The sequence below is a fragment of the Sphingomonas sp. genome (genome assembly GCF_017304635.1).
GTDB lineage: Bacteria > Pseudomonadota > Alphaproteobacteria > Sphingomonadales > Sphingomonadaceae > Sphingomonas.
Map to the genome: position 1 here is coordinate 151,449 of NZ_JAFKMA010000001.1, position 15,287 is coordinate 166,735.

The following is a 15,287-nucleotide window of genomic DNA, read 5'->3' on the forward strand; positions in this document are numbered from 1 at the left end:
CCTTATCTGGGCGTTCGAATGGAGCGATGGCGATAGGCCCAGCCTACCGCGACGAGGGGGATGGCGAGCGCGATCCAGCCGACCGCGTCGCGCCAGCCGTCGCCGGTCAGCGCGACGATCAGGCCGATCACGGTCGCGATCGCGATCAGGACGGGGATGGCGAAGGTGGAGCGGATCATTCGGCCGGTACCGCCGCGCCGCTCGCGACTTCGCGGACATGCGCCGCGACACCCACACGGCGGCGACCGAGCCACAGATAGAGGCCCGATCCCAGCACGACGATCGCGAACAGGTCGAGTGCCGCCCACAGCAGCTTGAGCGGCAGGCCGCCATAATCGCCAAAGTGGAGCGGACGGGACAACGACAGCGCCTTGAAATACCACGGCATCGGGCGTGCATCGGTCAGCTTGCCGGTCTCGGCATCGATCAACGCGACCGTCAGCAGCCGTTCGGTCAGCGGTGTGTTGCCCTGGAAATAGACCGCATAATGATGCCCGCTCGAGAAATTGCCGCCGGGGAAGGCGATGAACTGCGGGTTCATCCCCGGGATCGCGCGCCGCGCCGTCGCCATCGCGATGTCGAGCGAGCCGTAGCGAGACGGCGGCACGGGCGGCCGTCCGGCATAGGCACGCGTCATGTCGGCCAGCTCGTTCGCCTGCCACACCTTGGTGATCGGCGTGACGAACGAATTGACGACGCCGGTCACCCCGACCACCGTCATCCACGCCAGCCCGACGATCCCGATCAGATTGTGCCAGTCGAGCCACTTCACGCGCGCGCTCCGTCCGGTCCGCAAGGTGCCGAAGTCGAGCTTGCGCATGAACGGCGCGTAGAGGACCACGCCCGATACGATCGCCGCGACGAACAGCAGGCCCATCGCGCCCAGGAACAATTCGCCCTTCAGCCCGAGAAACATGTCGGTGTGCAGCTGAAGCAGGAAGTCGGTGATCCCGCCGCCTTCGACCCGGATCGGCCGGCCGGTCGACCGGTCGAGCAGTTGCAGGTGCATGTCGGCGCCCGGCGCGTCGGGCGTCGGCCCGGTCGTCACGGTCATCGCCGGGCGGTCATTGTCGAACGCCATGAACAGCGGCACCTCGCCCGGCCGGTCGCGCAGCGCGCGGGCGAGCATCGCGTCGAGCGAAATCAGGCCCGGCCCGTTGCCGGACGACGCTTGCCCCGTCGCCGAGACGCCGTGCCCCGTCGCCGCGTCGATCTCGTCGTGGAAGATCAGCGGCAGGCCGGTCACGCACAGCATCAGCAGGAAGAGCGTGCAGACCAGGCTCGTCCATTTGTGCGTCAGATACCAGGCGCGGATCGAGCGCTGGCTCACGGCAGGATCGTCATGGTATTGCGACGCATTCGCAGCGGTTAGCGGAGGCGCTTGTTGCGAGCAAGTCGCAAAATGGATCGATACGACGATCCCGCCGCGCCCGCTCGTTCGCCAGCGTCGGTCACCGTCGATGCGTGACGATCGCCGGGATGTGCGGTAGAAGCAGGCATGAAGATCAGCGCGCGCAATCAACTCGCCGGTCGCGTCACCGCAGTGACGCCGGGCGCCGTCAACGGAACGGTCAAGGTCGATATCGGCCATGGCCTGACCGTCACGGCCAGCATCACCGAGGAAGCGATCGCCGATCTCGCGCTGGCGGAAGGGGATGCGGTCACGGTGCTCATCAAGGCCAGCGACGTCCTGATCGGCAAATGACGTGCGAGTCGGCGCGCTCAAGCTGAAGCTACAGTTCGTCTGCGGCAACAGTTTTGCGATCGGACCGGGCAAGGCCGATATACTCACCGCGATCGACCGGGAGGGCTCGATCTCCGCCGCGGGACGCGCGATGGGCATGAGCTATCGCCGCATCTGGCTGCTGGTCGACGAGATGAACCGGTGCTTCCGCGATCCGCTGGTGGCGACGCACCCCGGTGGCGGGAGCGACCGCGGCGCGACGCTGACCGATTGCGGGCGTCAGGTGCTCGCCGCGTTCCGCGCGCTGGAGCAACAGTCCGCGACCCTGCTCGATACCGCGGCCTATCGCGATCTCGGCGAATGGGTCCGCGCGGAGCCCTTGCCGCCGAAATCCGCCGACTGAATCTGGGATCGTCGTCGTCCCGATGCAACCTTTCGCTGAGGCGAAACGCTATATACGAAAGAATATAGCAATCGCACCGCCAAGCAGCGGGCAAAAAGGGGTCATCATGCGTCGATATCTCGCGGCGGCGGCCGTTCTGGCCTCCGTCCTGCCCGGTGTGGCTGCCGCACAATCCGCAGCCGATACGCAGAGTTCGCCGCCTGGCGCCGCCGACCGAAGGGAGAATGCTGCGCCCGCGGACGACGCGACGTTGCCCGACGTCCTCGTCACGGCGCGGTTGCGCGCGGAAGATGCGCAGCGCATTCCCGGATCGCTGTCGGTGGTCGGCGGGACGCTGCTCGACCGTTCCTACACGGTCAACACGCAGCAATTGTCGTTGCTGGTGCCGACGCTCAACTACAGTTCGGCGAACCCGCGCAACACCGCCTTCACGATCCGCGGGCTCGGCAGCAGCGTGGTCGCGGTCAGCCAGGCCAATGACGGGCTGGAGCCGGGCGTCGGCTTCTACGTCGACCAGGTCTATCACGCGCGCCCGGCGACCGCGGCGTTCGATTTCAGCGACATCGACCGGATCGAAGTGCTGCGCGGGCCGCAAGGGACATTGTTCGGCAAGAACAGCACGGCGGGCGCGATCAACATCACCACGCGCGTGCCGAGCTTCACGCCCGAGGCGAGCGAGGAAATCTCCTACGGCAGCTTCCGGTATCTCCAGGCCAAGGCATCGGCGTCGCTGCCGCTCAGCGACACGGTCGCCGCGCGTATTTCGGGCGTGGTGACGCGGCGCGACGGCGTGATCGACAATGTCGTCACGGGGCAGGACCATAACGGCATCGGCAACCAGGCGGTGCGCGGGCAATTGCTGTTCAAGCCCAACGATCGCCTGTCGGTGCGTCTGATCGCCGACTTCACCAATTTCGAGAGCAATTGCTGCACGCAGGTCTATCTGCGCGTGGCGCCGACGCTGAAGTCCGCAGCGCGTCAATATCCGGCGCTGGCGGCGGGCCTCGGCTATCGGCCGGCCAGCCTGAACCCCTACGATCGCGTCACCGACATCGACGCCGCGCTGGGGGTGAACACCAACGAAGGCGGGGTGTCGGGCATCGTCGACTGGAAGCTCGGCGGCGCGACGCTGACGTCGGTCAGCGCCTGGCGGTTCTGGAACTGGGACGCGGCGAACGACCGCGACTATACCGGCATCCCGATCCAGCTTACTCAGCACATCCCCTCGCGCCAGGACCAGTATAGCCAGGAGCTACGGCTGGCCTCCGATGGCGACGGCGCGGTCAGCTATGTCGGCGGCCTCTATTTCTTTCGCCAGCGCGTGATCGGGCGCCCGATCTCGATCTACGGTCCGCTCGCGACCTATTGGCTGCTGGGCTCGACGTCACCCAATACGGCGGGCCAGCCGGTCGCCAACCCGACCTATCCCGCCAACCTGCTCGACGGCTACGGCACCGACGGCCGCACCGATTTCCAGTCGAACAGCTATGCGGCGTTCGGCGAGGTCAACTGGCGCCCGCTCGCGAAGCTGACGCTGACCGGCGGCCTGCGCTACACCTACGAGACGAAGAAGGGCGCGTACGACACCTTCACCTTCGGCGGGTTGCAGACGACGAACACCGCGCTCAACAACGCCAAGCTCTCGATCCTGCGCGGGCAGAGCTATGCCGCCCGCGTCAACGACGGCGCGCTGACCGGGCGCGGCAGCGTCTCGTACCAAGCGAGCGACGCCGTCCAGGTCTATGCCAGCTTCGCGCGCGGCCAGAAATCGGGCGGCATCAACATGTCGGGTCTGCCGCTCGACAACAACAACCAGCCCGCGCTCAACACCGCCGTCGTCCGGCCAGAGCAGAACACCAATTACGAAATCGGCCTGAAGACGCGACTGTTCGACCGGCGCCTGATCGTCAACGTCGACGCCTTCTATACCCGCGTCACCGATTTCCAGGCCAACGTCACCGATACCGGCGCGGCGGCGGCCTTGCGCACCTATCTCGCCAACATCCCGCGCGTGACGGTGAAGGGCGTCGAGGCCGACGCGATCGCGCAAGTGACGCGCCGGTTCACGTTGCGCGCGTCGCTTGCCTATGCCGACGGCCGGTATGCGTCCTACCCTAACGGCCCGTGCCCGATCGAGCGGATCGGCAGCACGACGACGATCTGCGACTTGTCGGGCGTCGGATTGCCGGGCCTGCCGCGATGGACGGCGAGCTACGGCGCGGACTACGAACTACCCGTAACCGCGCACGGCGGCATTGCGCTGCACGTCGACGGGCGGTCGCAGACGTCGCAATATGGCGACCCGACCGGATCGGTCTACACCGTCATCCCCGGCTATACGCTCGTCAACGGCAGCATCGGCTACCGCGCGAAAAACTGGGAAATCGCGGTGTTCGCGCGCAACCTGTTCGACAAGAACTACATCCAGAACGTCACGATCCAGGCCGGCAACTCCGGCCTGATCCTCGCCACCCCCAGCGACCCGCGCACGATCGGCGTGACGTTCAGGGCCAGGCAGTGATGCGGGGCGACTTTGCGCCCATTTAGGAGGTTGGCGACCGGCCAACGTTACCCTGAGTCGACGGCGCACCGGCCATCGTTGGGACTGGTACCGACGCCCGCCAATCGGGTGTGATCCCCACGCCCGAAAAATCTGGCGAAGAACAGCGATGCTCATCCGAGCGTCGCTGCGTTCGGCAAATCCGGTGGTGGTGGCTGGTCGGGCTGACAGAGCCCCTTGTCTCCGTCCACGTCGGGCGGCATCATCGGTGGTCGAGGGGGAAGGATCATGCGGATCATCGTCTTGGGTTCGTTGATGGCGGCGAGTCTGCCAGCGGCGATTTCGGCCCAGCAGCTGCCGGCACCGGCGGCGAACCCGGCGGCCGGCAGCGCGCAAGGCGACGTCTCGGTCACGATCTACAACAACGACGTGGCGCTGATTCAGGATATCAGGCAGCTCGATCTCGCCAATGGCCGCGTCCGGCAGAGTTTTCCCGACGTCAGCGCCGCGATCCGCCCGGAGACGGTCTCGCTCGCGGTACCGGGCGCGTCGATCGTCGAACAGAATTTCGACTACGACCTGCTCAGTCCTTCGAGCCTCATGGAAAAGGCGGTCGGCGAGACGATCACGGTCGTGCGCACCAATCCGGCGACGGGCGCGGAAACCCGCGAACGCGCCAAGGTGCTGGCCGTCAATGGTGGCGTGGTGCTCGAGATTGCCGGGCATGTCGAGGTTCTGCGCGACGACGGGCTGCCCGCGCGGGCCGTCTTCGACCGGGTGCCGGAATCGCTGCGAGCGCGGCCGACCCTGTCGGTGACGCTGGCCAGCGAACGCGCCGGCAGCCGCCCGGCGACATTGTCCTATCTGAGCCGCGGCCTCGGCTGGAACGCGGATTATGTCGCGCTGTTCGACGACAAGAGCGGCAAGGTGGACGTGCAGGGCTGGGTCACGCTGCGCAACACCAGCGGCACGACGTTCACCAATGCGAAGACCCTGCTGGTCGCCGGCGATGTCGGCAGCGCCGACGATGACGGCAGCGGCAATTATGTACCGCGTCCGCGACGGCAAACGCGCGTCCAGCCCGGCACCGAAAGCGCCGCACGCGAGCAACTCGGCGATTTCTACCTCTATCCCCTCAGCCAGCGGACCACGATCGCCGACAAGCAGACGAAGCAGGTCAGTTTCCTCGATGCCAAGGGCGTTGCGGCCTCGTCCGGTTATCGGTTCGAGAATGCGTGGCTCGGCAGTTCGGACGAGCCGAAGAGCGCGCAGAGCGTGCTGCGCTTTTCGAACGCCGGATCGGAAGGGCTGGGCGACGCGCTGCCCGCGGGCGTGGTTCGCGTCTATGTCCGCGATGCGCGTGGCCAGCCGCAATTCACGGGCGAGAACCGCATCGAGCACACGCCGCAAGGATCGACGATCGCCCTGCCGACGGGGGATGCTTTCGACGTGAAGGTGCAGGCGACGACGGTCGAGCGAACGCGCATCGGCGACCTGCGCTGGCGGACGCAGATGCGCTACAAGGTGACGAACGCGAGATCGCGCGCCGTGACGGTCGAGGTGGTCCAGGGCGGGCTCGACTGGAGCGATACCAGGATCACCGACGAGAGCCGCAAGAGCGAGCGGCCCGACGCCGGTTCGGCCGTGTGGCAGGTTCCGGTGCCTGCCAACGGCGAGTCGATCGTCACCGCGACGTTCGATACGCGATACTAATGCACCGGGGCGTCCTGGCGCCGATGCTGGTCGCGGCCGCGGCGAGCGCGGCGGCGCAGCCCGTCGCCACGTCGCCCAGGGCGGACAAGGTCGCGCTCACCGTCTATCGCGCGCCGTACGGCCGCGGCGCAATGGATCTGCGGTCGCTCAACGGTTTCGCGCTCGTCACGGAGACCAGGCGCATCCGCCTGCCGCGCGGCGCGGCGACGCTGCGGTTCGAGGGCGTGGCGAGCGGCATCATCCCGGCGAGTGCGGTGGTCGAGGGATTGCCGGGCGGCGTCGTCGAGAAGAACCGCGATGCACGGTTGCTGTCTCCCGCCTCGCTGATCGATGGCACGCTCGGCCGCGAGGTCACGCTCACCCGGACGAACCGGGCGACCGGCCGGCGCGAGAGCGAGACGGCGACGATCGTCGCCGGGCCGTCGCCGGGCGTCGTGCTGCGCACGGCGGCGGGGATCGAGACGCTGCGCTGTTCCGGTCTGCCCGAGAAGCTGGCGTTCGCCGGGGTACCGGACGGGCTGTCGGCCAAGCCGGTGCTGAGCGTGGAGACGGTCAGTCCCGCCGAGCGGACGGTGACCGTGCGCCTGAGCTATCTCGCGACCGGCTTCGACTGGCGAGCCAGCTATGTCGCCACCGTGCTGGCCGGTGGCAACAGACTCGACCTGTTCGCCTGGCTGACGCTGGCGAACGCGAACCCGGAGGCGTTCGTGGGCGCCGAGGTGAAGGCGGTTGCCGGACAACTGAACCGCGTATCCATGTCGGAACTGCGCAGCGCGGTGCGAGGACTGCGACTGGTCTGCTACCCGCTGGGCACCACTACGTCGGACCTGCGCGAGCGGAAGTTCGAGGAAGCCGACGATATCATCGTGACGGGATCGCGCGTGCTGGCGCCGCCAATGGTGATGATGGCGTCACCGCCGGCGCCCGCGCCCGTGCCGGTGCCACCGCCGCCCGAGAATCTGGGAGACCTGAAGCTGTACCGCGTTCCGGGGTCGACGACGGTCGCCTCCAACGCACAGAAACAGGTCGCGCTGCTGATCCGGTCGGGGGTATCGTTCGAGCGGCGATACCGGCGTCCGGTCTATGTGGGCCAGACGATCGACGCGTCGCCAACCTCCATGGTGTTCGAGCTGCGAAATACGGTGGCCTCGGGGCTCGGGATCGCACTGCCGGCTGGAAGCACGGCGATGTATGCGGATCGCGCGCCGGATCAGCGCCTGTTGCTCGGGCTCGGCGCGCTGACCGATCGCGCGGAAGGCGAGACGTTCCGCATCGCCGCCGGCACCAGCACGCAGGTGACGCTCTCGCAACGTAAGTCGGCGACCGGCGGGATGACGTTGCGTGCGACCAACGCGAACCCTTTCGCGGTGGTGCTCGACGTGCCGATCGGCTCGCCCGGCCAGAAGCTGGAGGCGGACGGCGACGCGATCCGGATGGTGGACGGCCGGCCCACCTGGTCGGTCACTTTGCCCCCCGGGCAGACCATGGAACTGCGTTACCGGTCCGTCGACTAGGCGTCGCCAGACATCTGCTGACGAACGGTCTGACGACGGCGGCGAAACGCTGCCGGATCGTCGAACAGGTCGACGAGTTGCGCCGCGAGAAGCTTGCAAAGCAAATTGAGAACGTTCACAACCGAGGCTCGATAGTCGTCGTGGGAGCGATCGTAGCTGGGATGATCGGTGGTGCGCCTGGCATGCCGGCGAAAGCGCGGATGATCGAACTGGACGTCCTGCGCGGTTTTGCGGTTACCGTCATGATCGTCGTCGTCAGCCCCGGCTCCTGGGCCTATACCTACGCGCAGTTGCAGCACGCGCAGTGGCACGGGTGGACCTTCGCGGATTTCGTCTTCCCCGACTTTCTGTTCGGGGTCGGCATGGCTATCGGGCTCACGTTCGGCCGATCGCTCGATCCCATCGGCAATCGCCAAGCGTTTTGGTTCAAGGTTGGACGGCGCGTCCTCGGCCTCGTGTTGCTGGGGCTGGCGCTCAATTACCTGAGCGTGATCGCCGGGCAGTTCGGCACGTATTCCATCGGCCCCCACGACTATCCCACCTGGCGCATACCCGGGGTTCTTCAGCGGATTGCCGGCGTTTACCTGATCGCCGTTCTCGTCGTGTCGGCAACCAAAGCGCGATCCCCGGCAGGCGCCGCCCGGCCACGACTTGGTGCGGTGGCGGCGGCGATCGCTGTATTTCTGGTCGGCTATTGGGTGATGCTGACATTCGTGCCGGTACCCGGGTTCGGCGCCGGCAATCTCGGGATGGTCGGCAACCTCCCGGCTTATATCGATCGCGCGGTTTTCGGCCCATCGCATATGTGGCCACTCGGCGCCGAGACGTGGCGCGGGCCGGTGGTGTATGACCCCGAGGGATTGCTGGCGACATTGCCGGCAAGTGCCAACGTCCTGTTCGGCGTGCTAGCCATCGGGATCTGGCAACGCGCCGGCAAATATCGCGTCCTGACCCTGGCCGGGATCGGGCTGCTCCTCATCGCGTCGGCGCTGTTGCTCGACCCCGTGTTCCCGATCAACAAGAAGATCTGGACCAGCTCATTCGCTCTGTTGACGAGCGGCTTGTCGTTTCTCGCCCTGGTCGTGGTGAGCGCACTGCTCCGTACACGGATTCGGCCGCTGCTTTGGCCGCTCAGGGTGTTCGGAGGCAATGCGATCCTCGCCTTCTCGATCTCGATCGCGCTGTCCGCGCTGGCCGGGATCCCTTTTTCGTTCGGTAATCAGCCGGAGACGCTCCAGTCCCTCGGCTTCGCGGTCGCGTCCCACGTCATTTCCGCGCCCTACATTGCCTCGCTCGCCTGCGCGCTGGCGGTGGTCACGTTCATCTTCCTGTTGATCCTTCCGTTGCATCGGAAGGGCATCCATCTTCGCCTGTGATGTCGCGTTGCGATCGGGCAAGATGACGCACGATACGCCGGCCAACCCGTCACGGATTAATCGTCGATGATCGTCGAGAGAGTGGGCAATACGCGCGAGCCGGTGCTCGTCATCGACGACTTCGTGCCCGACGCCGAGGCGCTGCGCGAATATGCGTCAAAGGTCGAGTATGCGGTGGCGGCGAACCATTATCCGGGCATTCGAGCGGACCTGCCGGCGGGTTATCTGCAAGCGCTGCGATCGCTGGCGACCCCTCCGTTGAGCGAAGCGCTGGGCCGGCCGCCCGCCATCGACGTTATCGACGCGAGCTTTTCCATCGTCACGACGCCGCGCGACGAATTGACCGTGGCGCAGCGCCTGCCGCACTGCGACGCGTTCGAGCCGAACCGCTTCGCGATGGTTCATTATCTGTCGTCGGACACGGGCGGCACGGCCTTTTATCGCCATCGCTCGACGGGGTTCGAGACGGTCGACCGGCAGCGGGCGGCGATCCTCTTCCCGCACCTCGAGGCCGAAATCCGGCACCGCGGAGCACCCGCGCCAAGCTACGTCGCCGACGGCGCGCCGCTGTTCGAACGCATGCTGGACGTGTCGGCGCGATTCAACCGGGCGATATTCTATCGAAGCTGGCTGCTTCACAGCGGATCGGTTGCGCCGGAGGCGGAACTCTCCGCGGACCCGGCGACGGGACGCCTGACGGTGACCGCCTTTTTTGCTGCCGATTGATTCCGTGCGTTCGACTCTGGGGCCCCAACTCGCCTGAAAGCTGCCATCCGATCGCCCATCGACCGACGCCCGCTTCGGATGGAGGGCGGCTGGGCCGCTCACAGTTGCGGCGTGGGCTTTTTCATCCGGTAGTGAGACAGGCAGCACAACAAAGGCACACCGTGCTGGAAATTAGCGTGACGGTGGGGCGCTCTCCGCGAGTTCCGCTTATTTATGGTTGCCTGCGCATCTGTACCCGTTTCGCCGTCGTACCTCCCAAAAACGGGGAGAGAGTGAGGATGACGAGCACACGGTTGGCAAGTGCGGCTCTTGTTGCCGCCACGCTCTTGCGGCCCGTCAGCGCACGGTTGCACGCGCGTTGCATGACGCTCAGCGACGCGCTTCTCGGTCCGGCCGTCGAGCGACTTACCGGTCGCTCATGAACCGATTGCACTGGTCGACCGTTAATCTGGCTCCTCGGACTCACTAGCGAGTGCCGGCAAACCACGAGAACCCACGGGTGGACGATGCGAAGACACGCCGCCCGATCGGGCCCAGTGCCGCGGAGGATCGCGCGCAGCTGGTCGAGATACTCGCCCGTATCGGCGAGGAGGATCGGTCGGCGCTGCGCGACGCCTATCGGCTGACGTCGGCGAAGCTGTTTGGCATCTGCCTGCGTATCTGTGGTGAACGAAGCGGCGCCGAGGACGTGTTGCAGGAAGTCTATGTCACGATCTGGAAACGGGCAGGCGCGTTCGAGCCGGGACGCGCCAGTCCGATTTCGTGGCTGGCGACGATCGCGCGCAACCGGTCTATCGATTGGGTGCGGGCGCGCGGCAAGCGCCCCACGCGACCGATCGAGGAAGCGGGCGCCATCGCCGATGATTCCCCCGATCAATTGGCCATGGCCGAAAGCGACGAGACCGTGCGGCGGCTGCACGACTGCCTCGATGCGCTGGACGCACGCCAGCGCGATGCGATCCGGACGGCGTTCTTCGACGGAATGACCTATTCGGAACTGGCGAGCGCGAAGGCGGTGCCGCTGGGGACGATGAAGAGCTGGGTCCGCCGCGGCTTGCGGCAGTTGCGGGAGTGCGTCGGTGACGACTGAGCCCGATCCCGACATGATGGCGGCCGAGCTGGCGCTTGGCGTGCTGGAGGGCGACGAGCGCGCCGTCGCGTTGCGCCGGACCCTCGCCGAGCCCGAATTCGCGCGCGAGGTCGAATGGTGGCGCGATCGGCTCGGCGGGTTGTTCGACGAATACCGGCCGGTGCCGGCGCCTGTCGACCTGGTCGATCGGCTCGATCCCGTGCGTCCGGCGCCGGCCCGGCGGTCGTGGCCGATCTTGGCGCTGGCCGGTGCGCTGGCCGCCGCGATTGCAATCTTCTTTCTCCTGCGGCCGGTTCCCGTCGTGATCCCACCGGCGGCGCAGCGGTCGCACATGATGATGCTCGCCGCGCTGGCGCCGACCGATCGCGCCGTGCCGCCGATCAGCGCGGTGGTCGACCCGGACAGCGGCGAGGTGCGCGTCGCGGCCAATGACTTGGCGCCATCGGGCAAAAGTGCGCAATTGTGGATGATAAAGGACGGCGTGCCGCATGCGATCGGGCTGCTTCACGCGGGCAGCGCGACGCGGATCGTGATGCCGGCGTCGGATCGCGCCGTCTTGGGAGCGGGTATCGTGCTGGCGGTATCGATCGAGCCGCCGGGCGGATCGCCTAAATCGACGCCGACCGGCCCGGTGATCGCCACCGGCGCGCTTTCGCTCAGCTAGACGCATCTGTCGCGCCCCGGCCATCGTATCTCCTGCCGCCATTCAACAGGCAGGAGAGACGGCATGAAATCGGTCCACAAACTGATGCTCGCGACGGCGCTCGCGATCGGCGCGGGTGCGGGCGTCGCCGCGACCAAGAATCCGATGGTCGGCGGGGCGGCGATGTATCCGACCAGGAACATCGTCCAGAACGCGGTCAACTCGAAGGACCACACCACGTTGGTCGCCGCGGTGAAGGCGGCGGGCCTGGTCGACACGCTGTCCGGTCCGGGCCCGTTCACGGTGTTCGCGCCGACCAACGCCGCGTTCGAGAAGCTGCCCGCCGGTACGGTCGACACCCTGCTCAAGCCCGAAAACAAGGACAAGCTGACCAGCGTCTTGACCTATCACGTCGTCCCCGGCCGGATCACCGCCGCCGATATCGCCGCGAAGGCCGCGGCCAACCATGGCACTGCGACCTACGCCACGGTCCAGGGCGGCTCGCTGATGTTCAGGAAGGGCATGGGCGGCTGGACGATCATGGACGGCAAGGGCGACAGGGGGAAGATCACCATCGCCAACGTCATGCAATCGAATGGCGTGATCCATGTCATCGATACCGTGATGATGCCATGATCTAAAGCCGCGCGGCTCGCCCGAAAACAGCGACCCCCTTGGGGCGGACGGACCGGTAGCCGCCGCGATAGGTTCTCGCGGCGGCCGCTGCATCGGGGCTGGTGAAGATGGCCAAATAGTGATGTAAGTTATGTAAATAATTACATTTTTCGGCGCATCCGCCAGTCTCGCACATCCGTTCCTACCGCGTGCCGGCATTCCGCTAAAGGGGGCGGAGCGTGCGGACGCGTGAGCGCGAGCCATGCGTCCCTGCCTTTCTCTCCCGCCGCACGCTTCGGCCGACGGTCGGCCATTTGGAACGGGAGAGCAGATGATGACAGCCGACGACCAGTTGATCGAGGCGCTCGACGCGCGCGTCAAACGGCGCGAGGACCGCCGCGACTTCTTCCGCCTGGCGTTCGGTGCCGCTGCGGCTGGTGCGGCGGCCGGACTGATCCCCGGCCAGGCGATGGCCCAGACCGTGACCGATGCCGATGTGCTGAATTTCGCGCTCAACCTCGAATATCTCGAGGCCAACTTCTATTCGTTTGCCGTCAACGGCACCGCGATCACCGGGATCGACGGCACCGGGGCGCAGGGTTCGGCCACTGGCGGGCGCAAGGTGAACTTCACCGATCCGGTCGTCGCGGCCTATGCCCGTGAAATCGCGCAGGACGAACTCGCGCACGTCAACTTCCTGCGGACGCAACTTGGCTCCGCGAAGGTGGCCCAGCCGACGATCGACCTCGGTACTTCGCCGAGCGGCGCGTTCAGCAGTGCGGCTCGGGCCGCGGGCATCATCACCGACGTGTCGGCCTCGTTCGATCCCTATGCCAGCGACGAGAACTTCCTGCTCGGCGCGTTCATCTTCGAAGATGTCGGGGTGACGGCGTACAAGGGCGCAGCGCCGCTCATCACCAACAAGACCTACCTGGAGGCGGCAGCCGGAATCCTCGCCGTCGAAGCCTATCATGCCGGCCTGGTCCGGACCGTGCTGTACCGCAAGGGAATCGGCACCCCGGCAACCGCCACCGCGCCGGCGATCGCCGCCAATCCCGCCCTGATTACCTATGCCGGCCAGATTTCCGACGCGCGCGACAGCCTGGACGGCAGCAGCGACGACGATCAGGGCATCGCCAACGTGACTGTCGCCGAGGGATCGGGATCGAACATCGCGCCGCTGGATGCGAACGGCATCGCCTACAGCCGGTCGACCGGCCAGGTGCTCAACATCGTCTACCTCAACAAGGCCCAGGTCACGATGGGCGGGTTCTTCCCGGCCGGTGTCAACGGCAACATCAAGACCAGCGCCAACAACGCCTGAACGGCGAGCGAGGAGATTATCATGATCGACAAGGATACGACGCTCGCCATTCTCGAAGCGAGCGACCAGCGTCGCACCGAACGGCGACGGTTTCTGGCGATGGCGGGGGGCGGTATTGCCGCCGCCGGCGGACTTGCCGTGCTGAGCGCCTGCCATAGCGACTTTCCGTCGCCCGCACCGTCACCGACGCCCACGCCGACCCCGACGGCCATCACCGATGCCGACGTGCTCAACTTCGCGCTCAACCTCGAATATCTGGAGGCGCAATTCTATCTCTACGCCGTGACCGGCGCCGGCCTCGCATCGTCGCAGCTTTCGGGCACCGGGACGCAAGGGACGGTGACGGGCGGTCGCAAGGTGACCTTCACCGATCCGGCGGTCCAGGCCTACGCGATCGAGATCGCCGCCGACGAGCGCACGCATGTCCAGTTCCTGCGCGCGCAACTGGGCAGTTCGGCGGTCGCGATGCCATCGATCAATATCGATGGCGGATCGACGGGTGCGTTCACGGCCGCGGCGCGCGCGGCCGGTGTCATTACCAGCGCCCAGACCTTCGATCCCTATGCATCCGACGAGAACTTCCTGCTGGCAGCCTTCATCTTCGAGGATGTCGGCGTGACGGCTTATAAGGGTGCTTCGCCGCTCATCACCAACAAGACGTATCTGGAGGCGGCGGCGGGCATCCTGGCGGCGGAGGCCTATCACGCCGGACTGGTGCGGACCACGCTGTACGGCAAGGGGATCCGGACCCCATCGCTCCAACTGATCGAGAGCGCGGGCAAAATCAGCGATGCGCGCGACAGCCTCGACGGATCGAGCGACGACGACCAGGGCATTGCAAGCCCCGACGGCGGCGCGACATCGAACATCGTCCCAGCGGATGCCAACGGGATCGCGTACAGCCGCAATACCAACCAGGTGCTGCACATCGTCTATCTGAACGCGGCGGCGGGAACGGCGTCGGGCGGGTTCTTCCCGAACGGCGTCAACGGCACGATCAAGACCGCCGCAGCCAACCCGTGACCACTGACCGAAACCTGCTATCGTGAAACCAACCGAGCCCGCCCGCGATTTACGAGCGCGGGCTCGGCTTTGCCGCGCATCCTATCCAGATCCTCACCGTACATCCTGAGCCTTTGCCCCGGCAGCAGGCGGGCAACAGGGGACATGCTCACGAAAAGACCGGCTGTCGCTGGCGCCTGTGTCGTTGCCACGGCGTTCGCGACCCCTGCGCCTGTTGTGTAATATTCGTTTACCTTCATCACCGACCAAGCGCTGCTCGGCGGCTCTCAGTCCGATAGCGAGGAGGGCCCTTTTTTATCCCCAACGCTTCATCGCGGCCAAGGGCGGTCAGCAAAGGGCGCGGGCGGGCATAGATGGTTAACCAACGCCTAGAAATTGGGGGCTTTTACGGGTCAGTGCTGGCCCTCGCGATTAAGGGCGTGGTGGACAGGGCTGGATTCGAACCAGCGTACGGGAAACCCGGGCAGATTTACAGTCTGCTGCCTTTAACCACTCGGCCACCTGTCCCCAGGTCGTCGCGTTCGAGAACGCGGGTCGCTCGTGGAAAGCGAGGGCGCCCAATGCCCGCGCCGGCGCGCGCTGTCAACGCACGCCGCGACATCGCTGGAATCGCCGGCAAAGCGCCTTGCGCGGGGGGCGGGGGCGCAATAGCGTGGCGGGAACGTTCGTCACGTAT

General features: G+C 66.4%; 15 protein-coding genes and 1 tRNA gene. 12 read left to right on the top strand and 4 right to left on the bottom strand.

The window, feature by feature from the left end; all coding sequences use genetic code 11:
• Positions 1-2: 2 nt before the first annotated feature.
• On the bottom strand, positions 3-179 hold the full coding sequence (locus J0I47_RS00735) for a hypothetical protein (protein WP_294044530.1): 177 nt from the start codon (positions 177-179) through the stop codon (positions 3-5).
• On the bottom strand, positions 176-1,330 hold the full coding sequence (locus tag J0I47_RS00740) for a PepSY domain-containing protein (RefSeq protein ID WP_294044531.1): 1,155 nt from the start codon (positions 1,328-1,330) through the stop codon (positions 176-178). The genes J0I47_RS00735 and J0I47_RS00740 overlap by 4 nt, the downstream gene beginning before the upstream one ends.
• A 168-nt stretch (positions 1,331-1,498) precedes the next feature.
• Between J0I47_RS00740 and J0I47_RS00745 the strand changes: the two genes are divergently transcribed.
• From J0I47_RS00745 to J0I47_RS00765, 5 genes are all read left to right on the top strand, one after another.
• On the top strand, positions 1,499-1,705 hold the full coding sequence (locus J0I47_RS00745) for a TOBE domain-containing protein (protein WP_294044532.1): 207 nt from the start codon (positions 1,499-1,501) through the stop codon (positions 1,703-1,705).
• 1 nt (position 1,706) lies between these two features.
• Entirely contained in the window at positions 1,707-2,087 is a 381-nt protein-coding gene (locus J0I47_RS00750; protein WP_294044533.1) for a LysR family transcriptional regulator, read from the top strand.
• 106 nt (positions 2,088-2,193) lie between these two features.
• Positions 2,194-4,608 (top strand): TonB-dependent receptor, encoded by a 2,415-nt coding sequence (locus tag J0I47_RS00755; protein WP_294044534.1) that lies wholly within the window; start codon positions 2,194-2,196, stop codon positions 4,606-4,608.
• Between the two features lie 267 nt (positions 4,609-4,875).
• Positions 4,876-6,300 (top strand): DUF4139 domain-containing protein, encoded by a 1,425-nt coding sequence (locus J0I47_RS00760; protein ID WP_294044535.1) that lies wholly within the window; start codon positions 4,876-4,878, stop codon positions 6,298-6,300.
• Positions 6,300-7,814, top strand: a complete 1,515-nt coding sequence (locus tag J0I47_RS00765) for a hypothetical protein (RefSeq protein WP_294044536.1) — start codon at positions 6,300-6,302, stop codon at positions 7,812-7,814. Before J0I47_RS00760 ends, J0I47_RS00765 begins: the two co-directional genes overlap by 1 nt.
• Here J0I47_RS00765 and J0I47_RS00770 read toward each other — a convergent pair.
• A complete protein-coding gene (locus tag J0I47_RS00770; RefSeq protein ID WP_294044537.1) occupies positions 7,811-7,933 on the bottom strand; it encodes a hypothetical protein in 123 nt (40 codons plus the stop codon). The genes J0I47_RS00765 and J0I47_RS00770 overlap by 4 nt on opposite strands.
• Before the next feature lie 42 nt (positions 7,934-7,975).
• Between J0I47_RS00770 and J0I47_RS00775 the strand changes: the two genes are divergently transcribed.
• The 7 genes from J0I47_RS00775 (at position 7,976) to J0I47_RS00805 (ending at position 14,611) form a co-directional block, all read left to right on the top strand.
• Positions 7,976-9,190, top strand: coding sequence for a heparan-alpha-glucosaminide N-acetyltransferase domain-containing protein (locus tag J0I47_RS00775; RefSeq protein ID WP_294044538.1), 1,215 nt, complete (start codon positions 7,976-7,978; stop codon positions 9,188-9,190).
• A 66-nt stretch (positions 9,191-9,256) separates the two neighbouring features.
• Positions 9,257-9,916: a DUF6445 family protein gene (locus tag J0I47_RS00780; protein ID WP_294044539.1), complete on the top strand. Its 660-nt coding sequence runs from the start codon at positions 9,257-9,259 to the stop codon at positions 9,914-9,916.
• Between the two features lie 499 nt (positions 9,917-10,415).
• Positions 10,416-11,006, top strand: coding sequence for a sigma-70 family RNA polymerase sigma factor (locus J0I47_RS00785; protein WP_294044540.1), 591 nt, complete (start codon positions 10,416-10,418; stop codon positions 11,004-11,006).
• Entirely contained in the window at positions 10,996-11,670 is a 675-nt protein-coding gene (locus J0I47_RS00790; RefSeq protein WP_294044541.1) for an anti-sigma factor, read from the top strand. The genes J0I47_RS00785 and J0I47_RS00790 overlap by 11 nt, the downstream gene beginning before the upstream one ends.
• A 63-nt stretch (positions 11,671-11,733) precedes the next feature.
• On the top strand, positions 11,734-12,285 hold the full coding sequence (locus J0I47_RS00795) for a fasciclin domain-containing protein (protein WP_294044542.1): 552 nt from the start codon (positions 11,734-11,736) through the stop codon (positions 12,283-12,285).
• A 313-nt stretch (positions 12,286-12,598) separates the two neighbouring features.
• On the top strand, positions 12,599-13,588 hold the full coding sequence (locus tag J0I47_RS00800; protein ID WP_294045825.1) for a ferritin-like domain-containing protein: 990 nt from the start codon (positions 12,599-12,601) through the stop codon (positions 13,586-13,588).
• Between the two features lie 21 nt (positions 13,589-13,609).
• Positions 13,610-14,611, top strand: coding sequence for a ferritin-like domain-containing protein (locus tag J0I47_RS00805; protein WP_294044543.1), 1,002 nt, complete (start codon positions 13,610-13,612; stop codon positions 14,609-14,611).
• A gap of 420 nt (positions 14,612-15,031) precedes the next feature.
• Here J0I47_RS00805 and J0I47_RS00810 read toward each other — a convergent pair.
• Positions 15,032-15,118: transfer RNA gene (locus J0I47_RS00810), tRNA-Tyr, on the bottom strand.
• Positions 15,119-15,287: the final 169 nt, after the last annotated feature.